The 23,780-nt window shown below is 64.6% G+C and carries 21 protein-coding genes; 9 read left to right on the forward strand and 12 right to left on the reverse strand.

Annotated features, from left to right (window positions below; genetic code table 11):
- Window positions 1-133: 133 nt before the first annotated feature.
- Complete coding sequence (locus L858_RS0109570) at window positions 134-1,204, forward strand: LacI family DNA-binding transcriptional regulator (protein ID WP_022682929.1); 1,071 nt, start codon at window positions 134-136, stop codon at window positions 1,202-1,204.
- A 14-nt stretch (window positions 1,205-1,218) separates the two neighbouring features.
- On the opposite strand, the gene purB is transcribed toward L858_RS0109570, so the two are convergent.
- Window positions 1,219-2,532 carry an adenylosuccinate lyase gene (purB, locus tag L858_RS0109575; RefSeq protein ID WP_022682930.1) on the reverse strand — a complete coding sequence of 438 codons (1,314 nt, stop codon included), beginning with the start codon at window positions 2,530-2,532 and terminating at the stop codon, window positions 1,219-1,221.
- 275 nt (window positions 2,533-2,807) lie between these two features.
- Between purB and L858_RS0109580 the strand changes: the two genes are divergently transcribed.
- Complete coding sequence (locus L858_RS0109580) at window positions 2,808-3,182, forward strand: EF-hand domain-containing protein (RefSeq protein WP_022682931.1); 375 nt, start codon at window positions 2,808-2,810, stop codon at window positions 3,180-3,182.
- Between the two features lie 111 nt (window positions 3,183-3,293).
- Here the strand turns inward: L858_RS0109580 and L858_RS0109585 are convergent, their stop codons facing one another.
- Genes L858_RS0109585 through ku form a run of 3 tightly spaced genes read right to left on the reverse strand, consistent with a single transcriptional unit; the run spans window position 3,294 to window position 6,910 of the window.
- Entirely contained in the window at window positions 3,294-3,476 is a 183-nt protein-coding gene (locus tag L858_RS0109585; RefSeq protein WP_022682932.1) for a hypothetical protein, read from the reverse strand.
- Between the two features lie 44 nt (window positions 3,477-3,520).
- Window positions 3,521-6,010 carry a DNA ligase D gene (gene ligD / locus L858_RS0109590; RefSeq protein ID WP_022682933.1) on the reverse strand — a complete coding sequence of 830 codons (2,490 nt, stop codon included), beginning with the start codon at window positions 6,008-6,010 and terminating at the stop codon, window positions 3,521-3,523.
- Window positions 6,011-6,013: 3 nt separating this feature from the next.
- Complete coding sequence (gene ku / locus L858_RS0109595; protein ID WP_022682934.1) at window positions 6,014-6,910, reverse strand: non-homologous end joining protein Ku; 897 nt, start codon at window positions 6,908-6,910, stop codon at window positions 6,014-6,016.
- Between the two features lie 218 nt (window positions 6,911-7,128).
- On the opposite strand from ku, the gene L858_RS0109600 reads away from it, so the two are divergent.
- Window positions 7,129-7,467, forward strand: coding sequence for a hypothetical protein (locus L858_RS0109600; protein WP_022682935.1), 339 nt, complete (start codon window positions 7,129-7,131; stop codon window positions 7,465-7,467).
- Window positions 7,464-8,138 carry an orotidine-5'-phosphate decarboxylase gene (gene pyrF, locus L858_RS0109605; protein ID WP_022682936.1) on the forward strand — a complete coding sequence of 225 codons (675 nt, stop codon included), beginning with the start codon at window positions 7,464-7,466 and terminating at the stop codon, window positions 8,136-8,138. The genes L858_RS0109600 and pyrF overlap by 4 nt, the downstream gene beginning before the upstream one ends.
- A gap of 99 nt (window positions 8,139-8,237) precedes the next feature.
- Here pyrF and L858_RS0109610 read toward each other — a convergent pair whose 3' ends face one another.
- From L858_RS0109610 to L858_RS0109630, 5 genes are all read right to left on the reverse strand, one after another.
- Window positions 8,238-8,891 carry an outer membrane protein gene (locus tag L858_RS0109610; RefSeq protein WP_022682937.1) on the reverse strand — a complete coding sequence of 218 codons (654 nt, stop codon included), beginning with the start codon at window positions 8,889-8,891 and terminating at the stop codon, window positions 8,238-8,240.
- A gap of 179 nt (window positions 8,892-9,070) precedes the next feature.
- Entirely contained in the window at window positions 9,071-13,252 is a 4,182-nt protein-coding gene (locus L858_RS0109615; protein ID WP_022682938.1) for a translocation/assembly module TamB domain-containing protein, read from the reverse strand.
- The gene (locus L858_RS0109620; protein ID WP_022682939.1) at window positions 13,252-15,300 is read right to left on the reverse strand and encodes an autotransporter assembly complex protein TamA; all 2,049 of its coding nucleotides are present in this window, start codon (window positions 15,298-15,300) and stop codon (window positions 13,252-13,254) included. The genes L858_RS0109615 and L858_RS0109620 overlap by 1 nt, the downstream gene beginning before the upstream one ends.
- 59 nt (window positions 15,301-15,359) lie before the next feature.
- Entirely contained in the window at window positions 15,360-15,830 is a 471-nt protein-coding gene (locus L858_RS0109625) for a DUF1465 family protein (protein ID WP_022682940.1), read from the reverse strand.
- A gap of 112 nt (window positions 15,831-15,942) precedes the next feature.
- Complete coding sequence (locus L858_RS0109630; protein WP_037504558.1) at window positions 15,943-16,122, reverse strand: YdcH family protein; 180 nt, start codon at window positions 16,120-16,122, stop codon at window positions 15,943-15,945.
- A gap of 192 nt (window positions 16,123-16,314) precedes the next feature.
- Between L858_RS0109630 and L858_RS21265 the strand changes: the two genes are divergently transcribed.
- The gene (locus L858_RS21265) at window positions 16,315-16,473 is read left to right on the forward strand and encodes a YdcH family protein (protein WP_022682941.1); all 159 of its coding nucleotides are present in this window, start codon (window positions 16,315-16,317) and stop codon (window positions 16,471-16,473) included.
- A 162-nt stretch (window positions 16,474-16,635) separates the two neighbouring features.
- Here L858_RS21265 and L858_RS0109640 read toward each other — a convergent pair whose 3' ends face one another.
- From L858_RS0109640 to L858_RS0109650, 3 genes are all read right to left on the reverse strand, one after another.
- Complete coding sequence (locus L858_RS0109640; RefSeq protein ID WP_022682942.1) at window positions 16,636-17,001, reverse strand: PilZ domain-containing protein; 366 nt, start codon at window positions 16,999-17,001, stop codon at window positions 16,636-16,638.
- Window positions 17,002-17,065: 64 nt separating this feature from the next.
- The gene (gene dksA / locus L858_RS0109645; RefSeq protein WP_022682943.1) at window positions 17,066-17,530 is read right to left on the reverse strand and encodes an RNA polymerase-binding protein DksA; all 465 of its coding nucleotides are present in this window, start codon (window positions 17,528-17,530) and stop codon (window positions 17,066-17,068) included.
- Between the two features lie 575 nt (window positions 17,531-18,105).
- The gene (locus tag L858_RS0109650) at window positions 18,106-18,606 is read right to left on the reverse strand and encodes a hypothetical protein (RefSeq protein ID WP_238564949.1); all 501 of its coding nucleotides are present in this window, start codon (window positions 18,604-18,606) and stop codon (window positions 18,106-18,108) included.
- Between the two features lie 319 nt (window positions 18,607-18,925).
- Here L858_RS0109650 and serS point away from each other — a divergent pair, with 319 nt between their 5' ends.
- The 4 genes from serS (at window position 18,926) to rimO (ending at window position 23,742) form a co-directional block, all read left to right on the forward strand.
- Complete coding sequence (gene serS / locus L858_RS0109660) at window positions 18,926-20,203, forward strand: serine--tRNA ligase (protein ID WP_022682946.1); 1,278 nt, start codon at window positions 18,926-18,928, stop codon at window positions 20,201-20,203.
- Window positions 20,204-20,289: 86 nt separating this feature from the next.
- Entirely contained in the window at window positions 20,290-21,054 is a 765-nt protein-coding gene (gene surE, locus L858_RS0109665) for a 5'/3'-nucleotidase SurE (RefSeq protein WP_022682947.1), read from the forward strand.
- 270 nt (window positions 21,055-21,324) lie between these two features.
- Window positions 21,325-22,320, forward strand: a complete 996-nt coding sequence (locus L858_RS0109670; protein ID WP_420801830.1) for a potassium channel family protein — start codon at window positions 21,325-21,327, stop codon at window positions 22,318-22,320.
- A 39-nt stretch (window positions 22,321-22,359) separates the two neighbouring features.
- Complete coding sequence (rimO, locus tag L858_RS0109675) at window positions 22,360-23,742, forward strand: 30S ribosomal protein S12 methylthiotransferase RimO (protein WP_022682949.1); 1,383 nt, start codon at window positions 22,360-22,362, stop codon at window positions 23,740-23,742.
- The last annotated feature ends 38 nt before the right edge of the window (window positions 23,743-23,780 follow it).

A 23,780-nucleotide genomic window follows, 5' to 3' on the forward strand; every position in this document is an offset into this window, starting at 1 on the left:
CTGCCGGCATCCCTTATTTGGGTGCGCTCAACCGGAACGGCAAATAAATTGCTTCATGAACATGCGTGGATGCCGCTACCATTTACGGCCTGTCCTGCCCTCCTTCTCACCCGCGCGCGAGCATCCGCGCCGCATGAACCGAACCAAGAGGAGGCAGCGCAACGCGCGCACCATCAACGATGTCGCGTTGAAGGCGGGCGTCTCACCGATGACCGTCTCCCGCGTGATCAACGGCGAAAGCGTGGTTCGCGCGCAGACCCGGGAGAAGGTGGAGCGGGCGATCGCAGCGCTGGACTATTCGCCGAGCGCGGCCGCACGAAGTCTGGCGGGAGGGGAGGAAACACGCATCGCCCTGCTGCACAGCAACCCTTCCGCTTCTTATCTCAGCGAATTCCTCGTCGACAGCGTGGATCAGGCGAGCCGCAGCGGCGTCGATCTGGTGGTCGAGAAATGGGACGGGGAAAGCGCGGTAGACAGTTGGGTCAAGCATCTGCTGCGTAGCAGGATCAACGGCGTCATCCTGCCGCCACCGCTCTGCGACAATCAGGGGATGCAGCGCGCGCTAACGGGCGCCGGCATCCTCGCCGTCGGGGTCGCGACGGGGGAAGCGTCGGCCGAGATGTCCGCGGTCAGCATCGATGATCGGGCCGCCGCGCTCACCATGACCCGCCATCTGATCGCGCTTGGCCATTGGCAGATCGGTTTCATCAAGGGCGATCCCGGCCTGAGCGCCAGCGAACGCCGCTTGGAAGGCTACAGGCATGCGCTGAAGGACGCAGGCATCGCGGCCGATCCCGCGCTCGTGACGCAGGGCGATTTCACCTATCGCTCCGGCCTCAGCGCGGCGGAGCGCCTGCTCCCGCTTGCTGAGCGGCCGAGCGCCATTTTCGCCAGCAATGACGACATGGCGGCGGCGGCGGTCGCTGCCGCTCATCGGAGCGGGCTGGAGGTGCCCAGCGACATCAGCGTGTGCGGCTTCGACGATACGTTGCTCGCCACCGCTATCTGGCCGGAGCTGACGACGATCCGCCAGCCGGTCAGCGCGATGGCGCGCGCCGCGGTCGAACTGCCGGTGAAGCAGATCAAAGGCCGCGAGGGTGAAGCCGGTGGCTCGCCCGACCGTCTGCTGCTCGATTATGAGCTGGTCCGGCGACAGTCTGACGGCCGACAACTTCCATTGCGCCGTTGGCGTGGTCCCCGCTGATTACCGCCGCAGCCTTACTCCCCGAAAACCCGGGCGAAGATCGTATCGACCTGACGGAAATGATAATCGAGGTTGAACTTTTCCTCGATCTGCTCGGCGGTGAGCGCGGCAGACACGTCCGGATCGGCCTTCAGCAATTCCATCAGCGACAGCTGGCCGTCGGACTCCCACACCTTCATCGCGTTGCGCTGAACGTAACGATAGCTGTCCTCACGGCTGACACCCGCCTGCGTCAGCGCCAGCAGCACGCGCTGCGAGTGGACTAGGCCGCCCATCTTGTCGAGATTCTTCATCATCCGCTCAGGATAGACGAGCAGCTTGTCGATGACGCCGGTGAGGCGGCCGAGCGCGAAATCGAGCGTGATGGTGGCGTCGGGGCCGATATAGCGCTCGACCGACGAGTGCGAGATGTCACGCTCATGCCAGAGCGCTACATTCTCCATCGCGGGCAGCGCATAGCTGCGCACCATGCGTGCGAGACCGGTGAGATTTTCGGTCAGCACCGGATTGCGCTTATGCGGCATGGCGGAGCTGCCCTTCTGGCCGGGCGAGAAATATTCCTCCGCTTCGAGCACTTCGGTGCGCTGGAGGTGGCGGACTTCGACAGCGAGCCGCTCGATCGAGGAGGCGATGACGCCCAGCGTCGCGAAGAACATCGCGTGACGGTCGCGGGGGATGACCTGCGTCGAAACCGATTCGATGGCGAGGCCCAGCTTCTGCGCGACATGCTCCTCGACGCGCGGGTCGATGTTGGCGAAGGTGCCAACGGCTCCGGAGATCGCGCAGGTGGCGACTTCCTCGCGCGCCGCGACAAGGCGGGCGCGGCAGCGGCTGAATTCCGCATAAGCTTCGGCCATTTTGAGGCCGAAAGTCACCGGCTCCGCGTGGATACCGTGGCTGCGGCCGATCGTCGGGGTCAGCTTATGTTCGAAGGCGCGGCGCTTGATGACTTCGAGCAGCTTGTCGAGATCCTCGATCAACAGGTCCGCCGCGCGGCTGAGCTGCACGGCAAGGCAGGTGTCGAGCACGTCACTGGACGTCATGCCCTGGTGCATGAAGCGGGCTTCGTCGCCGACCTGCTCAGCCACCCAGGTCAAGAACGCGATGACGTCATGCTTGGTGACCGCTTCGATCGCGTCGATCGCGGGGACGTCGATCGCAGGATTGGTCGCCCACCAATCCCAGAGCGCCTTAGCAGCCGATTCGGGCACCACGCCCAGTTCGCCCAGCTTTTCAGTCGCGTGCGCCTCAATCTCGAACCAGATTCGGAAGCGCGCTTCCGGCTCCCAAAGGGCGGTCATTTGCGGGCGGGCGTAGCGGGGGACCATGAAGCGAATCCTGCTTGTGTGAGTGACGATGCTGGCGCGCCTAGCAGCCCGGCCTTGGCGGAGCAAATCGGGACATCGCCGCTGGAACTGACACCGATAGGCAGAGCCCTTCGTCCCAAAATCGGCAGCATTGGTCGATGAATAGACCGAAATCGCAAGACGAACGGAACAATATGAACAAAATGTCAGGAACATTGGCTGCGCAGAGGCTATTCTACTGAGACAGTTGCCGAATGAGCTCAGCGGGTTCGTCGGAATTTCGTGAGGAGATACTGATGATCCGCGCTCTTCTTTGCACTGCGGCTCTTGGCTTGACTGCTCCTGCTGTCGCGCAGACGGCGGCTACTCCTGGGCAGTCCCCGCCGGCCGAGGCGCAGAAGCCGGCAGCGACGGGGGATGCGGTCGCCTCCATCGTGGAGAGTGAGTTCCCTGCCTATGACCAGAATAATGACGGCCAACTCGACAAGGCGGAATTTTCGCGCTGGATGGTGGCGCTGAAGGGTCAGGAGATGAAGGCCGCGGGCACGACTCTCGCGCCGGCCGAGGTGAGTGCCTGGGCCGACGGCGCCTTCGCCACGGCTGATGCGGACAAGAGCGTCTCCGTCAGCAAGCCGGAATTGATCACCTATTTGAGTGGCGGCGCAGTATAGACGCCTTCCCCCGTCGCGAAGGACGGGAATAGAGCCCACAACGGGTCGCATCTCTTGAGGCGGCATGGAGCGAAGGCCATGCCGCCTCATTTTTTTGCCATGGCGTGTGGCTCAGCGACTCTTCCTGTTGGCGTAAAGCAGCGCCGCGACAATAGCGGCGGAACCGATGCCGACAGCAGCGCCCGTCCAGACGGACTTGCCGGCCGAGTTGCGGGCAGCGGCAGCGAGGTTCTTCTGATCCGGGGCGGCGGGTGCGGCGCCGTCGATAGGCGCGTCTTCGTCAGGCTTTGTCATGGTCAAACCGCTATGCCTCAAAGTCGCACGACAGAAAAGACGGCTCAGTAATCCGGCAGCGTCTGGCGCGCCTCCCCCCAGCCGCGCAGATCGCGGGAGGACGCGCGCTCGATGAGAAGCGCCGCATCCTTGACGGTGAACATGCCGGCGCTCTCGACATCGTCCAGTTCTTCCCAGCTTACCGGCGCGGCAACCGGCGCATTTTCCCGCGCCCGCACCACATAGGGCAGGACGGCCGTCGCCCCGCGTTGATTGCGGAGCCAGTCGATGAAGATGCGGCCCTTGCGCTTGGCCTTGCTCATCGTGGCGGTGAAGCGCTCCGGCTCAGCCGCTGCCAGCGCGCGCGCGAAGCGGTCGGCGAAATCCTTGACCTGCGGCCATTCCGCTTGCGGGGTCAGGGGTACCACGACATGAACGCCCTTCCCGCCCGACAGCATCGGGAAGCTGGTGAGGCCGATATCCTCCAGCGTGCGGCGGATGTCGCGGGCGGCGCGCTTCACATCTTCAAAGTCAAGGCCGACGTCGGGATCGAGATCGATCACCAGTCGATCGGCCTTTTCGACGTCCTCGACGCGCGATCCCCAGCCGTGAAACTCGATCGCGCCCATCTGCACGCAGGCAATCAGGCCGTCGGTATCATCGATGTAGAGATAGTCCTCCTCATTCCCATCCTTCTCGCGGATGGGCACATGTTTGACATGATCGCCGAAGCTGCCGCTGTCATGCTTCTGGAAAAAGCATTTCTTCGCGCGGCCTTGTGGGCAGCGGACAAGGCTGATCGGACGATTGGCGACCCATGGCAGCATGACGGTTGCCATGGCGGCATAATAGTCGGCAAGCTGGCCTTTGGTCACCTTGGCTTCGGGGAAGATCAGGCGGTCGGGGTTGCTGATCGTGACGTCGGAATGAATTTCGGGTGCGGGCATGGGCTTCTCGGGGCTGACGTCCTTGGCCGCCTTATCCTCGCGCAGGCCAAGGAAGCTGGCGTGGCGGACGACATTGTCGCTGGTGAATTCGGCAAAGGCGATCTCGGCGACCAGGTCGGGGCGGACCCAGCGCGCGCCACGGCTCTCGCTGTGCGGAACGGTGAGCGGCGCATTCTTGCGGGCGCGCTTCTGGAGCGAGGCCAACAGGGTCGCGGTGTTTTGCGCGTTGAAGCCGGTGCCCACCTTGCCCGCATAAATGAGCCCGTCCGCTCCATTTTGCGCGAGCAGCAGGTTGCGGATAGCGCGGCCGCTGGTGCTGCTGGGGGTCCAGCCGACGATGACGAACTCCTGCCGGCGGGTGCATTTGACCTTCAGCCAGTTTTTGGAGCGCATGCCGCGATAGGGGGCGTCGGCGCGCTTGCAGATGATCCCCTCCTGCCCCGCATCACACATGGCGGCGAACAGCTTTTCGCCAGCGCCGACGACATGATCCGCCAGGTGGATATGCGCCGAGCCATCCCCGATCAGCGCGGACAACTGCTCCTTGCGCGCGATGTTGGGTTGCAGGGTGAGGTCGCTGCCTTCCAGTTCGAGCAGATCGAAAGTGAAGAGATGAAGCTTAGCATCGCCTTCTCCCTTGAGGGTCCGCTGGAGGGTCGAAAAGTCGGGATTGCCCTTCGTGTCGAGGGCGACGATCTCTCCATCGATGAGAGCCGCGGGCAGGTTCAGCTGTGCGGCCTCGGCAGCGATCGGTGCGAAGCGTTCCGTCCAGTCCAGCCCCGAGCGGGTGTAGATTTTGACGTCCCCGCCCGACGCCGCCAGCAGGCAGCGATAGCCGTCATATTTGATCTCATGGAACCAGCCAGTGCCGGTCGGCGCGGAGTCCACGAGGGTCGCAAGTTGCGGCTGCCGGAAAGGCGGCGGCTTCAGCGCCTTGCGTTTGGCGCTCGGCTTCGGACGGGACGTCTGATCCGCCTCCTTCATCGCGGCGTCGAAGGCTTTGCCGCGCTTTCCCTTCAGCGAAACAGCAGGCGCGTTGGTAGCGATTTCTGCCATGGTCCGGCCGCTCTTGATGCTGGTGAGTTCGCGGCCGGTCAGATCCTCCGCGCTGCCGGCATGACCGTCATCGATCTTGCGGAGCAGCCAGTTCTCCCCCTTCTCCCTGCCGCGCGGTTTCAGACGAATGAGCAGCCATTCGCCCTTCATCCGCTTGCCATGGAGGATGAAGTGGAGATGGCCTTTCTCCAGATCCTTGGCGCTCTTGCCAGGAATGGGTTCCCATGTGCCCTCGTCCCAAAGCATCACGGTGCCGCCGCCATATTCGCCCTTGGGGATGGTGCTTTCGAAGGTCGCATAAGACAGGGGATGATCTTCGGTCCGCACCGCAAGGCGCTTGTCGGCAGGATCGAGGCTCGGCCCTCGGGTGACGGCCCAGCTCTTGAGGACGCCGTCCATTTCGAGGCGGAAGTCATAATGCAGCCGGCTGGCGTCATGTTTCTGGACGATGAAGCTGTTGCCCTGCTTGCGGCCAAGCTTGCCTGCCGGCTCTCGCGTGCGTGTGAAGTCGCGTTTGCGGTTGTAGGTCGAGAGGGAGTCTGCCTCGGCCATGGATCAGGCGCGCTTGCGGCTGGTCGTCTTGGCGGGCGCCTTGGCAGGTGTTTTTCGCGCAGGCGTCTTTCGCGCTGGCTCCTTCTTGGGCGCAGCCGTGTCCTTCTGCGGCGCGGACCCGACGGATTTTTTGAGCGCGGCCATTAGGTCGATGACATTGCTGCCGCGGCTGGCCGGGGCCTCATCCTTATCCTCGATAATGCGGCGGCCCTTGGCCTTTTTCTTCTTCTCTATCAGCCGTTCGAGCGCATCGACATAGCGGTCGTGGAAGCTGTCGGGCTTGAAGGGCGCGGACTTCTTCTCGATCAGCGCCTCGGCGAGGTCGAGCAGTTCGGTGTCGGGCTGGGCATCCTCGATCTCACGGAAATAGCTTTGGGCGCGGTTTACCTCGTCGGCGTAGCGGAGGGTTTCCAGGATCATGCCGCGACCGCAGGGCTTCAGCGAGACGATATATTCGCGGCCCCGCATCGCCAGTTGGCCCAGGCCGACCTTCTTCGTGCGGCGAAGGGCTTCCCGCAAAACGATGAAGGCTTCCTCCGCCAGATCGTCGGCCGGGACGACATAATAGGGGCGCTCATAATAGAGCACGTCGATCTCGCTGGCATCGACGAACTGGGTGAGTTCGAGGGTCTTCTTGCTCTCCAGCTTGACCGCCTCGATCTCGTCGGGGTCGAGCAGGACATAGTCGCCCTTAGAAACCTCAAAACCCTTGACTATATCCTCCGGCTTCACCGGACCAAGGCCCGGAACGACCTTTTCATAGCGCACTCGTTTGCCGCTGGGCTGGTGGATCTGGTGGAAGGCGATCTGGGCGCCCGACTTGGTGGCAGAATAGATTTCCACTGGAATGGACACCAGCGCCAGCCTGATCTGACCTTGCCAATATGCGCGAGCGGCCATGTGTCGCCTCCTTCTTGCTCGGGGAAAATGCGCGAGAATGGACGTGAGTTCCGGGGTCGGTGACCGGAGGAAGGGACGCGAGTTGCAGGATATGGTGGGCTGAAGACGAGTCGAAAGCGACGGAATGAGGGGCATAGCCAAAGCGTCATGCGACGAGGCGCTTTCGATCTGCGGCAAAATCGCCTAAGCTGGATCATTCAACAGCTATAGGAGCGTTGATGCAATTTCTGCGGACTGCCTGGTGGGTCGTCATCGCCGTCGCCGCCGCCTTGTTCTTCAAGGCGAATAATCGGCCGGTCGATATCAAGATTTGGGGCGACATCATCTGGAGTACCAAAATCTGGTTTCCAATGCTGCTTGCCTATCTTCTGGGCGCGCTGCCTTTCTGGATCATGGCACGGGCAACGCGCTGGCGGATGAAGCGCAAGCTGGAAAATGCCGAGCGGGCCCTGGTGGCGGCAACCGTCACGCCGAGCGCGCCGGCCTCTTCCGCCGCCTTGCCGGCCGAGCCGACGACTACGCCTTCCCCTTCCCTTTCTGCCACAGGATCAGCATGAGCAGCCCCATCTATGTCGCGATCGACACGCCGGATCTTTCCAAGGCGCAGGAGCTTGCCACGCGGGTGCGCCATCATGTGGGCGGGCTGAAGCTGGGCCTCGAATTCTTCTGCGCCAATGGTCATCACGGCGTGCATGAGATGATGAAGTTCGGGCTGCCGATCTTCCTCGACCTCAAGCTGCACGACATTCCCAATACTGTCGCCAAGGCGGTGCAGTCGCTCCATGTGCTGGAGCCGGCGATCCTGACCGTCCATGCCGCAGGCGGCCGCGCCATGCTGGAGGATGCGAAGGCGGCGGCGGGCGTCAAGACGAAGGTGGTGGCGGTGACCGTCCTTACCAGCCTGGACAATGGCGACCTGCTGGACATCGGTGTAGGCGGCAAGGCAGAGGATCAGGTGGCGCGGCTCGCCGATCTGGCACGGAGCGCCGGGCTGGACGGGATCGTCTGTTCGGGCGAGGAAGTGGCTCTGGCGAAGAGGGCATGGCCGGACGGCTTCTTCGTGGTGCCGGGCGTGCGGCCCGCAGGCGGCGCAATGGCCGACCAGAAGCGGGCGGTGACGCCAAGGGAAGCGCTGGACCGGGGTGCCTCCATCCTGGTGGTTGGGCGGCCAATCAGTCTGGCCGAACATCCCGATATGGCGGCGCGGGAGATCGAGGCGACGCTCTAGGATTGGGGCGTGGATAAGTGGTGCTCCTTAAAGCAGGAGCCCGGGGTGCTTATAAGGACAAGAAAAAGGGCCGGTTCTCGCCGGCCCTTTTCCGTTGGGTCAGAAGCGCCACCCGACGCTGGCAACGACCTGATGCCGATCGGTATCGACGTTGAATTCGCTGCTGGTGGTGCCGTCATCGAAGGTGATGTGCCCACTATCATATTTGGAGTAGCGATATTCGACCTTGGCGAAGCTGTTGGAGGTGAGGGCACGTTCCACGCCCCCGCCCACACGCCACCCGTCCAGCTTGAAGGAGGTGTCGGTTTCCTGATTGGTCGTGCCGGCGAGCACGTCGAGCTTCGTATTGGTATAGCCGCCCTTCACATAGACCAGCGTATTGGGGCTGGCGAGGATACCGGCGCGCGCGCCGATATAGAGGTCGCGGCCCTGCTTCACGCGGCCGAAACCGAAATCGGTGGTTAGGTTGCTGCGGCTGCTCTTGGCGGTCGAATCCGTGAACTCGCCCTCGACGCCGACGACCGCGCTGCCAAGATTGACGTCATAGCCCGCGCCCACGCCATAGAGGAGGCCGTCGATCTTCTGATCGTCGCGGTCATTGTCGTTATCGACCGTGCTGCCTGCGCCGGTATGGTCATAGCCCAGGATCGCCTCGACCCGAGGGCCGGTGAAGGTGGGACCTACGTCCTGCGCCAGGGCCGGGCTGGCGACCGCGCTGCCGGCCAGAAGCGTTGCGACCATGATCTTCTTCATGCGGATACTCCAATCTACTTTTCCACTCGTCCCCTTTGGCGAGGGGTGAGAGGCTCAAGTCGCGGCGCCCCGGGAAGTTGCATGAACGTCAGATAAACGGCTGAATCTGTGGCAAACTTGCCACTGTTCCGCTCGGTCTGTCTGATTGCGGGCGCGGTTCGACCGTAAAGGGGAAAGGATCAATAATCCTTGGAGACGCGCACATTGGCGCTTTGCCGGCCCAGGGTCGAGATCGCACCCAGCAGCGAAAGCCAGCGCGTGACCTGATATTCGATGCGGGTCGCGGAATAGCCCTGCCCGTCGGTGATCAGCTCCACATAGGTCTTGCGGGTGAGATATTTGCCCGCCGCGATCGAGGTCCCCTGTCCCTGCGTCGGATCGGCGGCGATGATCCGCAGTCGGTCGAGGCCCGCCGCCTTGCGCACCGCGTTGATGGGATCGAGCCCGCCCTCCCCCTGCAAGGAGCCGACGGCGGAGGCGAGCTGGATCGCTTCGGGCGCCGAGAGGTTGGTGATCGAGGTGCCGAAAAGGATACGCGAGAGCAGCTCTTCCTGCGGCAGCGCGGGGATGCTGGTGAAGCTGATGACGGGCTTGAGGCCGGTGCCGCCGACATGGATGGTGGCGGTAAGGTCGTTGACGTCGGCCTCCGCATCAATGTCGAGCATGGGGTTGACCGGCGTGCGGCCGTCGAACTGGATCTTGCCTTCCTTGAGGTCGAAGCGGCGGCCGGCAAAGTCGTAGGTGCCGCGCACAAGGTCCGCCGTGCCGCCGATCGCAGGGCTGGCGACGGTGCCGCCAATGTCGAGATTGGCGCGCCACTCGCTCTCGATGCCGAGGCCGGTGACCATCAGGCGGTTGCGGGCGCGTGCCTTGATCGCGAGCGCCCAGGGCGTGCTGGCGCGGGGCCGTTCGATCTCCTCACCGCGGCGGTTGATCTCCACCACCTTGAGTTCGGGGATCTGCGCGACTGCGGCAGCGCGTCCCAGGGTGAAGCGGCTCCGGTTGAGCGTCAGGTCGCCGGCAATGGTGCCGCCGACGCCGGTGGACGTGAGGGTGATAGGGCCGGTCACTGCGGCGGCGATGTCGTCGCGCTCCAACAAGGCGGCGTTTTCGGCCTGGAGGCGAAGGTCCATGCCAACCCCGGCGATGCCGTTGAAGGTGAAGCTGCCGGTGCCGGTGACGGTGCCGCCATTATGCGCGGTGGCGCTGAAGTCCGTCATGACAAGCTGCGCGCCGGAGAAGCGGCCGCGCGCCCTGACGCCGTGCAGGCGCATGCCGGTGACGGGGCTGTTGATGGCTGCGCCGCCGGTGGCGAGCGATCCGCTGATAACCGGATTGCCGAGCGTGCCGCGCGCGTCGGCAGTGACGCCGACCGGGCCGGAGATGTCGACGATCTCCACGCCTGTCAGCCGCCAGAGCGTGTCCGCCGTGCCGCGGAAGCGCAGCTGCGCGAAGAGGCGCGCGCGGTTCAGCCGCTCTACGAGGCTCCCCTCCGTCCCGAGCGGGGTCAGCAGCGCCTGGGCGCGGCCGATCGTCTGCCCATCCGCGAGGAAGGTCATGCGGGTGGCGAGGCGGTCCTGCGTCAGCACGGCATTGACCCCGGCATCGACGGGGCGGGAACTGAGCGACAGGCCGGAGCGCGAGAGGCCGCGCACCCGCAGCTCCGCCTTGCCGGTGGGCATGGCCCCGCGCGTCTGGACATAGCTGAGCGAGCCCGTCGCCGTGCCGCCAAGCCCGAGATTGTCGGAGGCGATATCGAGCAGCGAGAGCGGCAGCTTCTGCATCCGCGCCTCTATGCTGGTGGTCTGGCCGCTCAATTCTCCGCCCAGTTGCAGCGAACCGCCGGCATAGCTGATCGTCACGGGAGAGAGGCGCCAGCCGCCCTCGGTCCGGGTGAATAGCGCGGCGCGGGTCAGACGGATGGGGCGCTTGTCGATGGTGCCGCTGGCCGAGAGGCGGATGCGGTCGGGATCCAGCAGCGCCTCGCCTTGCAGGTCGAACAAGCGGCCACGCTGGCCCGACAGGCTGGCGCGCACCTTGCCGCTGCCGTCCACGAGTTCGGCGTTGGCGGCAAGACGGCCAAGCAGGATGCCGCCGACGCGCAGGCCTCGCGCCTGCACGGTGGCGTTGACGGATGTGCCGGCGGGATCGAGCAGGATCGTCGCGTCGAGCTTGCCCCGGCGAACCCCGATGACGGTGGGGCCATCGAAGCTAGCGTCGGTGGCGTCGAGCTTCAGGACGAGTTGCTGAACGCCCCGGACCGGCGCGAAGCCGATGGTGCCGCTGAGCGGGCCGCTGACCGCCAGCTGCCCATCCAAGCCGCCCTCGACCGGGCGCAGGTCGCCGCTGGCGGTGACGCCGGACGCCGTGACCCGCGCGATGCGGACCACCGCCTGCCCGCCGGGGGGCAGGAGGATGGCGCCGTCACCCTTGAAGGCACCGAGGGTCGATCCGCCCTCGGCCGTAAAGCTGTAGCCACTCGCATCGGGGATCAGATGCGCGTGCATATTGGTGACGCCCAGCGCTTTCAGCGGACTTTGCAGGACGAGATCGATCGTCGGCTTTTCGATCTTGCCATCGAGCACGAGGCGGAGCGGGCCGTAGCTTTTGTGCTGGCCGGTTCCTTCGAAATGGAAGCTGCCGTCGCGGCGGCGATAGCCCGTGGCATTGAGCCCGATATGGGGCGCTTCAAGGCGAAGATCGGTGAAGTGGAGCTGCCCGTCGGGGCCTAGCGACAGGCCGCTGCGCACGACGGGAAGGCCGCCGCCCAGGGACCGCAGGAAGCTGTTGTCGAGCCGCCGCATCCGTGCGACCGCATGGCCGCTGAGCGTGAAGGCGCCCTTGGGTCCGGGAACCGCGCGCAGTTTGGACGACAGATCGACGATCCCGAGGCCGCGAATGGCCAGGCCGTTGATCTGCCCGTCCAGGCCGAAATCATATCGCCCGGTTCTCAGGTTCGCGAGCATGATGAGCCGGCCACGCAGCTTGTCCGACCGCACCGCCATCGGATTGCTGACGATCTGCTGGTCCTTCAGCTGGAGCGTGCCGTCGAGCTGGAAATTGCGGATGATGCCGGCGATGAGGTCGCCATGGCCCTCAAGGCTGCGGGCGCGCAAACGAATGGGAATGATGGCAGGGCCGCCCCGTGCCTTCCATCCCTTGCCATCGGCGCGCACCTCGCGGATGACGGTCTTGCTGAAGGCCAGTTGTTTGGCGGTCAGAAGATATTCGTAGCCGAAACCGGCGAGCGGCCCGTCGAGCCGAACCCGCGCGGCCACGTCGCGGCCGCGCATATTCTTGAGCAGAGCCTGCGGCCGGGCAAGCTTCACATCGACCAGCATATTGTCGAGCGCGTTGTTGCGCAGGTCGATGGCGCCATCCGCGTTCAGGTCGATCGCGGCGGAGCGCAGGGCAAGCTTGCCGTCGATCACCCGGTTGGTCAGCGATCCGCTCGCGGTAACGGCGAGGCGTGGCGAGAAGAGGCGCTTGGCGAGCCCCTGCCCCGCCAGAGCCGCACCCTCAATCGTGCCGGTCGCGGTGTAGGCGCCGCTGCGCGCGGCAAGCTTCAGGTCGATCGCCGGTTCACTGCTGAGCGTGCCAGCGAGCCGCCCGTCCCAGCGGGTCCAGCTGCCCTTGCCCCGAATGCGCAGATTGGCGTCCTGCTTGAGCCCGGCCATCAGCGCGAGCACGCCGCCATTCGGCGCATTGACGGTGACGTCGAGGTCGAACCTGTTATCGTCGGGCCTGCTATCGAGCGCGATGTTCAGCGCGTCCTCGCCATTCAGCACCCGGGCGGACAGATCAATGATCGCGCGCCCTCCGCGAATGTCAGCGTCGCCTGAAAGCGTGGCCTGCTGCACCTTGCCCGTCACGCCCCGATCGATGATGAGACGGCCGACCGAAAACTCCATAAGGCGGATATCGAAGCCCGGCAGGATCGGCCCTTCCCGCTCGCTGGGGTTGAGCTTGGGCAGCTTGTGCAGGGTCGCCTGCGGAATGACGAGCCGGTCGATGTCGAGCCGGTTGGAGAGCCAGGCGAAGGGCCACCATTGAAGCTCCACGCGCGGCGCGTCGAGGAAGCTGCCCTTCGGATCCGACAAAGTGAGGCCATAGAGGACAGCCTTGTGATAGATGCTGCCTTCTATGCGATCGACATGGATGCGCAGGCCCGATGGCGGGCTGATCCGCACGATGCGCGACACAAGGAAGCGGTGGCCGGGGGCCGTGTCGAGCCATACCAGCGCCGCCGCCATGATCAGCAGAAGCAGCGCCACGAAACCCGCCAGCCAACGCTCCCACCGCGCGAATTTCCTGCGGCGGCGTGGCGGCGGCGTGGCGGCTTCGGGCTGGCCTTCGTCCATCAAAAGGCCTGACCCAGCGAGACATAGACGGCGACCTTCGGATCACCCGGCTGGGGATTGAGCGGGGTTCCGACATCGATGCGGATCGGGCCGAAGCTGCTGTAATAACGCAGCCCAAGCCCGGCGCCGATGCGAAGATCCCTGAAGCGCGGCAGGAAGGTCGTGGAGATATTGCCGGCATCGACGAAGGGCACGACGCCGAAATTGCCGAAGCGGATGCGGGATTCGAGCGAAAATTCGGCCAAGCTCTTGCCGCCCACGGGCTTATCGTCCGGGCCGTAGCGCGGACCGATCGCCTGATAGCCATAGCCGCGCACCGACGCGCCGCCGCCTGCGTAAAATCGCCGTGAAGGAGCGATACGATCGACCGTCGAACCGAGTATCGTGCCGAAGCGGCTGCGCGCCGCGATGACGATGCGGTCGCTCACCGGTTGATAGATGCTGCCGTCCAGCTGCACCCGGGCATAGCCGAAACTGCTGTTCTGGAACGAGAGTTCAGGGCTGATGCGGCCGCCGAGGCGAAAGCCCTTCGTCGGATTGAGCAAGTCGTCGCTGCCGTCATAGGTGAGGCTGAGCGGAACGGCGCCGATCAGGAATGTGCGGCGGCTGCCGCCGCTGAAAGCGTCCGCTTCGTCCGACGCGATCAGTTCGGCGCCGATGCGCCACACCCATTTCTTCTGGAAGAGGATGTTGGTCTGCCGCTCCAGCGCGCCCGCCAGCGTGATGGTACGCGCGTCATAGGCATCGCGCTTGATGTTGCTGACCGACAGCAGGCCGGTCAGCACATGGTCCCGCTCCCGAAAATTGTTGCGGCGATAGGTGAAGGAGGCGGTTTGTTCCTGCGTACCGATCACGCCGCGCAGCGTGACCGCGCCTTCGGGCGGGAAGAGATTGCGATGCTGCCAGCTGACCTCCGCGCGATAGCCTTCGCCCGTGCCATAGCCCAGTTCCCCGGCGATGGTGCGCAGCGGCGCAGGGCGCGCCTCTATGGCAAGATCGACATGCTCGCCATCGCCCGCATCCACGGGCGTCAGCGTCAGCGAGGAGACGAGGCCCGTCGCCACCAGCGCCTGCCGCAAATCCTCCACATCCGACGCCATATAGGTGTCGCCCGGTTCGAAGCGGGCGATCCGCTGGACATGGCGCGCGCTGAACAACGCCTCGTCCTTCATGCGGATCTGACCGAAGGTCCGATAGGCGCCGGGCGCGACGATGATGTCGAGATCGCCCTTCCGCTCCTCATGGTCGATGCGGACTTCCGGCTCCTCCACCTTGCCGAAGGGAAAGCCATTTTCGGCAAGCGCGAGGGTCAAGGCGTCCCGGCCGGCGAGGATCGCATCGGCCTCGACCGGATCGCCAGCCTCGACAGGGAAGGCGGCGCGGAGCCGGGGTTCCCGCTCGCCGGTGGAGGCCAAGCCTTCGATATCGACCGACGAAAGGAGGTAGCGGGTGCCAGGCGCGATATCGAAAGTGACGGCAAGGCGGTCGCTCCCCGGCGGGGGTGCAGCGACGCTGCTGCGCACGCGGGCGGCATAATAGCCCTTGGCGCGTAGCAGGCGGTCGAGCAATTCGCTGTCTTCCTTGATGCGGCGGTTGATCTGGGCAAGGTTCGCGGGCTTCCCCTCGCCAAGATGAAGGACCGACAGTTCGTTGAAGCGGCTGTTGAACTGCGCGTCGGCGATACCGTCAAGGCCGGCCAGGCGCAGCGTGTAGCGGCGCTCCTCACCGGTGTCGGCGAAGGTGGCGATATCTTCCTCCGCTGGTGCCGCATCGACCGCTTCGACCGGATTCTCAGCGGGGAGCGGCGCGGCCTCGGCGGCCGGATCGCGTGGCAGCAGGGCGACGTCATCGGGCTGGCCCATATCGGGCCAATCGACGCCGATATCGGGCATAGGATCGAGCGGACTGTCCTGATCGGGCGCGGCCTCAGCCGGCGGCACGGTTTGCGCATAAACCACGGGCGCGAGCAGAAGCAGCGGCGCAAGGAAGAGGCGAGCAGCTTGCGGCATGCCTGAAGTGCGGCGGCTGTTCCGCAAACCGGTGTTCATATGGCTGATCTAGACCAGATATCAGGCAAATGACCAGCCCCGAAGCGGCGGCCGGCCGATCAGAAGGCGGTGTTGAGCCGATCCAGCAGAGCGCGGGCCGGGCTGGCGGTCGGCTGGCTCCTGGGAACGCCCATGCGATCCTGCAGCCGGGCGACCCGGTCGTAAAGATCCTGGCTCGCCTCTATCAGCGCGCGGGCGGCGAACGGGAAGGTCGAGGCGATGGCCGGGTCCGTTCCGGCGGCGTGGCCGAGCCGATATTTGTCGTTGCTCAGCTCATCCGCGCTGATCTCGCCCCGCTGCCATGCGCGCTGGCTGAGCAGCCAGGCGATGATGTGCATGAGGCGGGTCGTGACCTTCAGCGATTCGCATGCGAAGGAGACGCGCCGGATCGGGTCCTCCATCTCCAGGTCGGCCGCTTCCCGCACGTCGAAATAGGCGCGTGCCTCATCCGCCATGACCATGGCTTCGACATAGAGGCCATCGACCAGCCGGGTGTGAAGACCAGGATCAGGAGTGAGGACGGGATACATGCGGCCTGTGTGACATAAAGCGGCCGGAATGTCAGGCCCGATCCCCGGTGTTAACCCCGAATTGTCCCATTCAGGGGCGTGGCGGCGGCCCTGTGCCGAACTTTCTTTCCACTCAGGCGATGATGTCGGGAACCAGTGCATCCTCCAGCATCGTCATCTCGTCGCGCAAGCGCAGTTTGCGCTTCTTGAGACGGGCGACCTGCATCTGGTCGCTCGAACCGGAACCGACCAGCGCGGCGATCGCGCTATCGAGGTCGCGATGCTCGACTCGCAACAGCTCCAGCCGACGCATGATGTCTTCCCGGCTCACCGCACACCTACTTTCACGCTCATCATCTTGCCCCCAAGGCCTTGATAGCCCGCCCAACGGGATCGAACCATCGCAAATTTGGGGACGGCCCGTCGCAAAGCCCGACACGGGCGAAGACATGACACCCGAATCGTGATTTACTCCCTCATCCATCGCCCTCGTAAGGAGAATGTCATGGAAAATAGCCACATTTCAGCTCTTTCAGCCAAGCATGCCGGGCTCGAGGCTCGAATTAAGGCAGAGACGAGTCGGCCGTTGCCCGACGCGATCCTTGTCGCCTCGCTCAAGAAGCAGAAGCTGCGTTTGAAAGAGGAAATGGAGGCGCAACACTGACCCGGTGACGCCTATGGGAAAGGCTATGGGTCAGCGGTGGACGCCGCTGACCCGGCCTGTTCCCTTTTCAGGCAGGCGGCGTGGATGGAGGCCAGCCTGCATGAACCACGAAAGCCCCGGATTCCTTACGGCGCGGGGCTTGTTTTTTCTAGGATAACGGACTTAACGGACTAGGCGGTGCTGGCGCAGATAGTCCGGCAGGGACGGGCGCGAATCGCCGGCCGACACCGGACGGCGCGCGAGTTGCGGATCGATCCGCTCATCGAAGGCAATGCCGATGCGGTCCTCCCGCGACCAGACAACGACACCTTCCACCTGACCGACCCCACGCAGGGCGAAGCTGACCCGAACACCTGATGGCACCGCGCGTTCGCAATCGGCCATCAGCCCGGTCGCGGACAGGTTGCGCACGCGAGCGCGGCCGAGCGGCGTTCCTTCCACCGAGGACAGGCTGGTCAAAAGGAACAGGCTGTCCCGTGGGCCGGAACGGGCCGGCCCGCGAGAGGAGCTTTCCTGATAGTCATCCATCAACAACGCCTTGCACAATCGACTGATTTTGCAGTGAACGTGCCAAGGCGGGATGGAGAAAAGGTTAATCGTCGCGGGAGACTTTTTCCTGACGCTCGTGCCGCTCCTGCGCCTCGACGGTCATGGTCGCGATCGGGCGAGCCTCCAGACGGCCCAGCGAAATGGGCTCGCCGGTCACTTCGCAATAGCCATATTCACCCTCGTCGATGCGGCGGAGCGCGGCATCGATCTTGGAGATCAGCTTGCGCTGGCGGTCGCGGGTGCGCAGTTCGATCGACCAGTCCGTCTCGCTCGACGCGCGGTCGTTGAGGTCGGGCTCGCGCAGCGGTTCGTTCTGCAGCACGGCGAGCGTCCCTTCGGCCTCCGCCAATATCTGCTTCTTCCAGTCCCACAGACGCTGCCGGAAATATTCAAGCTGCAGGGGGTTCATGAACTCTTCGTCTGCCGAGGGACGATAGTCGGGGGGTAGTGTTACGGCCGACTTGGGCGGGGTGTGGCCGTCTTTATCGGAATTCAGGACCGATGCCATCTGGCTCTCCGACTCGCATGATCCCCGGTGCTCAAAGTGCCGGGGTATCCGTGACTTGTGATTGACGGCGCCTAATAGCCAGCGGCGAAGGCCGACACAAGCGCCCAATCGAAAGCGGGCGATATCGCACGGGGTAGCGATACAGACGATGAACGGAAATGCGGCGAGTCCGCCCTGCTTCAATCTCCGAAAAGAAATGAGGCAAGCGCATAAACAGCGGGGCGGCGGATCGTATCACAATGGGACGTTAACCATGATCATTTGACTTTAGTTATAAATTATCTCGACTTGGTGGCGACATTCAGGGTTAACGCCATTGAAGTTAACGCTTTCTTTTGCGTTTTTAATCTTACGCAATGGCCGCCGCTCCTTTCCCGCTGGCACCGAATTCGGGAAAGGGGCGCAGGCAAGACATCAAGAGTGGAACCTATGTCGGTACGAATGGCACTCGCTAAATTATGCGCCTGCGCTTGCGGGGGAGCGATCATCGGCGGCGGCGCCGTCCATGTCGCCGAGAGCGCGCGGCCGGCGGTGGTCCACAGCACCAAGAGCACCAAGGCCGCTCCGCGCAAACGCTATGCGGTGCAGACGGTCAAGCGCCGGGTGGTGAAGACCGTGTCCTGCGCGCCGCAGACGGTGACGGTGACCAGCCAGGCGGCACCCGTTCCCCTCCCCGCGCCGATGCCGGCCGAAATGCCGGTCATGTCCGGCGGTGGCGGTGGGGGGCCGATCGTGATGGCGGGTGGCCCCGGCTTTGGCGGGGGCGGTTTCGTAGGCGGCTTCTTCGGCGGCAGCGGCGGGGGATCGAGCGGAGGATCGGTCGTCATCTCCTCCACCAGCAGTTCGACCGGCGGGATCACGAGTTCCACCAGTTCGACTACAGGGGGCGTGTCGACCTCCACCGGCGGCGTGTCCACTTCCACCTCCACCGGGGGGGTATCGACCTCCACCGGCGGTGTCTCGACGTCGAGCGGTAATGTGTCGACGTCGAGCGGGAATGTCTCGACCTCCAGCGGCAATGTGACGAGCAGTTCGTCCACCTCCAGCTCGACGAGTTCGTCGACCTCGTCGTCCACCTCCTCCTCCACCTCGACCAGTTCCTCGACGTCGAGCAGTTCTTCAAGCTCCTCGGGCGGGGACCATCATCCGCCGCCGCCGCCCACCGATGTGCCGGCACCGCCGATGGTGCTGCTGTTCGGTGCCGGCGCCGCCGCCCTGCTGGCGCGCAAGCGTTTCGCACGCAACAAGGCCGCGGAAGAAGGCGCAGCCGAACCGATCCCGGTGATCCGGACTTAAGCGGGGCGATCCGGCCGATGCGTCCGGGGGGAGGCGTCGGCCGGATATCGTGAGGCAGCGCCTTGCGCGGCTGCGCCCGGAACGGCATAGGGCTGGCCCATGCACGACATTCGTTTCCTTCGCGAAAATCCCGCAGCTTTCGACGCCGGCCTTGCCCGTCGCGGGCTTGAGCCGCTCAGCGCGGAACTGCTGGCGCTCGATGAGCGCAGCCGGGCGATCAAGACGCAGCTCCAGCAGGGCCAGGCCCGCCGAAACGAGGCGAGCAAGGCGATCGGCCAGGCCATGGCGCAGAAGGACATGGAGACGGCCGAGGCACTGAAGACCGAAGTGGCGGCACTCAAGGAGAGCATGCCGGCTCTGGAGGCAGAGGACCGCGAGGTCGGCGAGGCGCTGGCGGCGAAGCTGGCGGCGATCCCGAATCTTCCCGCCGACGACGTGCCGCTCGGCGAAGATGAAGCGGGCAATGTCGAAGTGGCACGCTGGGGCGAGCCGCGCGAATTCAGCTTCACGCCGCAGGATCATGCCGATTTCGGACCGGCTCTGGGGCTGGATTTCGAGGGGGGCGCGGCGCTTTCGGGCGCGCGGTTCACGGCGCTACGCGGGCAGATGGCGCGGCTGCATCGCGCGCTGGCGCAATATATGCTGGACCGCCAGTCGGGCGAGAATGGCTATGAGGAGGTCAACCCGCCCCTGCTGGTGCGCGATGAGGCGCTGTTCGGCACGGGGCAGTTGCCGAAGTTTGCCGAGGACCTGTTCCGCACGACCGACGGGCGGTGGCTGATCCCGACGGCGGAAGTCAGCCTCACCAATCTGGTGCGCGAGCAGATCGTGCCGGTCGAGAGCCTGCCGCTGCGGCTGACGGCGCTGACGCCTTGTTTCCGCTCGGAAGCAGGATCGGCCGGCCGCGACACGCGCGGGTTCATCCGGCAGCATCAGTTCGAGAAGGTCGAGTTGGTCGCGATCTGCAAGCCCGAGGAGTCGGAGGCCGAGCATGAGCGCATGTGCGCGGCCGCCGAGGGCGTGTTGCAGGCGCTGGGGCTGCCTTATCGCAAGATGCTGCTCTGCACCGGCGACATGGGTTTCGGCGCGCGCAAGACCTGGGACCTGGAAGTCTGGCTGCCCAGCCAGCAGACCTACCGCGAGATCAGTTCCGTTTCCAACTGCGGCGACTTTCAGGCGCGGCGGATGAACGCGCGCTTCAAGCCCGAAGGGGAGAAGCAGACGCGCTTCCTGCATACGCTGAACGGGTCGGGCCTGGCGGTCGGCCGGACGCTGGTGGCGGTGCTGGAAAATTACCAGCAGGAGGATGGCAGCGTCGTCGTGCCGGAGGTGCTGGCGCCCTATATGGGCGGTTTGACGGTTCTCACGCCCGCCTGATTTCCCCCCTTCCCGTTCGGTTCGAGCTTGTCGGAACGGGTGCGCAGGGTTTTTAAGCTCGAAGCAAACGGAAGTCAGGGAAATTCATGCGCATCCTGCTCACCAATGACGATGGAGTTCATGCTCCGGGCCTCAAGGTGCTGGAGGAGATTGCGCGGGCGATTTCCGACGACATCTGGATCGTTGCGCCCAGCGAGGAGCAGTCCGGTGCGGGGCACAGCCTGACGCTGACGCGGCCGCTGCGCATCCGGGAGCATGGCGAGAAGCATTATAGCGTCACCGGCACGCCGACCGATGCGGTGATGATGGCGGTGGGGCATCTGATGAAGGATGCAAAGCCCGACCTGGTGCTGTCGGGCGTCAATCGCGGCGCCAATCTGGCGGAGGACGTGACCTATTCCGGCACCGTTTCCGCCGCGATGGAGGGGGCGATTTCCGGCATCAAGTCGATCGCGTTGAGCCAGGTCTATGAGCGGGAAGGCATGGATGACGCGGTTCCCTTCGCGGCGGCGCGAGCATGGGGTGAGCGGGTGCTGCGGCCGCTGATCGAAATGCCCGCCAGCCCAAGGCTGCTGTTCAACGTGAACTTCCCGGCGCTCGCTCCAGAAGCGGTGAAGGGCGTCCGGGTGGTGCGGCAAGGCTTTCATGATGTCGACCGCACGAAGATCATCGAGGGCACCGATCCGCGCGGCTACCACTATTACTGGTTTGGCCTCGGCAAGAGCGACGCGGTTCCGGAAGGAAGCGATCTGGCGGCGATCGCGGAGGGTTATGTGACTGTGACCCCGCTGCATTACGACCTGACGCAGGATGGCGCGATGGCGGCTACGGCGGCGGTGTTTGGCGGGTAATCTTCCGTCATCCCAGCGCAAGCTGGGATCTCAGGCGAGAGAGCACGACCCAGCCCCACGAGAGCCCAGCTTGCGCTAAGATGACGAGTTATCGATGTATTGTTGAAGGGTTAGGGCTCTACTCCCCTAGCATGTGCCCCGCCAGGCAGCTAGAACCACCGCAATGCCGCCCATTTCCCTCTCCTTCAGCACGGACATCGCGGACCGGTGAGGATCGTCACCACCAAGCCGCCGTCGAGCGCCACCGGATTTCTGCGGCGGCGTTCCGGCATGCCGGTGTGGGCCGATCTTGCCTGGCGGGTGGCACTGGTGTTCGGGCTGATCGCGTTGGTGCTGCTGATCCACTGGGTTGGGCGCGACGGCCTCAAGGACAATCTCGACAATCAGATCAGCTTTGTCGATGTGCTCTATTTCACGACGGTGACGGTCACGACCGTCGGCTATGGCGATATCGTGCCGGTGAGCCCCGAAGCGCGGCTGTTCGAAGCGCTGCTGGTAACGCCGATCCGGCTGTTCGTGTGGCTGATCTTTCTTGGGACGGCCTATAATCTCTTCTTCCGCAACATCTTCTACAGGTGGCGCATGGCTCGCATTCAGGCCGATCTGCATAATCATATCGTCGTCACCGGCTTCGGCACGAGCGGGAGCGAGGCGGTGCGCGAACTGCTCGCGCGGGGCGTCGATCCGCGCGAGATCGTGGTGGTCGATCCGGTAGAGAAGGCGCTGGCCGAGGCGGAGGACCTTGGCTGCAACATCATGTGCGGCGATTCGACGCGCGATCGGACGCTGAAGGATGTGGCGATCCACCGGGCGCGCACGCTGATCGTATCGGCAGGGCGGGATGACACGTCGATCCTGATCACGCTGACGGCGCGGCATCTGGCCCCTCGCCTGCCGATCAGCATCGTAGTGCGCAACGAGGATAATGAACTGCCCGCGCGGCAGGCCGGCGCAACGACGGTCATCAACCCGGTCAGTTTCGCGGGACTGCTGCTGGCGGGCAGCACCAGCGGCAGGCATATCGCCGATTATATGGCCGACCTGGCGGCGTCGGGCGGCGAGGTGAAACTGAACGAGCGGTTCGCTGCGCCCGAAGAGATCGGCCAGCCGCTCTCCGCGATCGATACCGGGCTTGGCGTGCGCATCTATCGCGATGATCGCGCCATCGGCTTTTGGGAGGAAGGCGCGGCGAAGCTGCAGACCGGCGACCTGATTATCGAGATCGTGCAGGGGCATGCGGCCGGCGAAGCGCGCGCGCTGCGGTGATTTCGGGCGGGGCCCGTGACATCGTCGCCAAAAATCCCTATGTGCGCGCCGATCATGGCAACCAAAATTCCCGAAGCGCCGAAGGTCGGCATGGTGTCGCTGGGCTGTCCCAAGGCGCTGGTCGATAGCGAGCGCATCCTGACCAAGCTGCGTTCCGACGGCTATCAGATGTCCGCCGACTATGCCGGCGCCGACGTCGTGCTGGTCAATACCTGCGGCTTTCTCGATTCGGCGAAGGAAGAGTCACTGGAGGCGATCGGCGAGGCGATGGCGGAAAATGGCCGCGTCATCGTTACCGGCTGCATGGGCAATGAGGCGGAGATGATCCGCGCCAAATTCCCGCAGGTGCTGGCGATCACCGGGGCCCATCAATATGAGGCGGTGGTGAATGCGGTGCATGACGCCTCCCCGCCGGTGCCCAACGCCTTTGTCGATCTGGTGCCCGAGGGCGGCCTCAAGCTGACGCCGCGCCATTACAGCTATCTGAAGATTTCCGAGGGCTGCAATCATCGCTGCTCCTTCTGCATCATCCCTTCGCTGCGCGGCGATCTGGTAAGCCGCCGCGTCGACGCGGTGCTGCGCGAGGCGGAGAAGCTGGTGCATGCGGGCACGAAGGAACTGCTGATCATCAGCCAGGACACATCGGCTTACGGCGTCGATACAAGGCATGAGGCGCGCCAGTGGAAGGGGCGCGAGGTGCGGGCGCACATGACCGACCTGGCGCGCGAACTGGGGCAGCTGCGCACCGCCGAGGGCACGCCGCCCTGGGTACGGCTGCACTATGTCTATCCCTATCCGCATGTGGATCAGGTGATCCCGCTGATGGCAGAGGGGCTGCTGACGCCCTATCTGGACATTCCGTTCCAGCACGCCGCGCCTTCGGTGCTGAAGCTGATGAAGCGCCCGGCGAACGAGGCCAAGGTGCTGGACCGCATCCGGAAGTGGCGGGACATCTGCCCGGACATCGCGATACGGTCGTCCTTCGTCGTGGGCTTCCCCGGCGAGACGGAGGCGGACTTCGAATATCTGCTGGAGTGGCTGGACGAGGCGCAGCTGGATCGGGTCGGCGCCTTCCGCTTCGAGCCGGTCGAGGGCGCGAGCGCCAACGGCCTGCCGAACGCGGTGCCCGAGGAGGTCAAGGAAGAACGTTATCAGCGGATCATGGAGAAGACCGCTGCCATCTCCGCCGCCAAATTGCAGGCGAAGATCGGGCGCGTGCTGCCGGTGATCATCGACGAGGTGGGTGAGCCGGACGAGGACGGCTCGATCGGGGCGACTGCCCGCAGCCAGGCCGATGCGCCGGAGATCGATGGCAATGTCTTCCTGCGCGACGTCGCCGAGGGCGTGAAGACCGGTGACATATTGAACGTGCTGGTCGAGGATGCCGACGAGCACGATCTTTATGGGGTGCCTCGGGGCTGAAACTGTCCTCTCGGTCTAGCTAGTGATGTTCTCCTGCT

Origin of the sequence: Sphingobium bisphenolivorans (genome assembly GCF_000412635.1) — a bacterium.
Classification (GTDB): domain Bacteria; phylum Pseudomonadota; class Alphaproteobacteria; order Sphingomonadales; family Sphingomonadaceae; genus Sphingobium; species Sphingobium bisphenolivorans.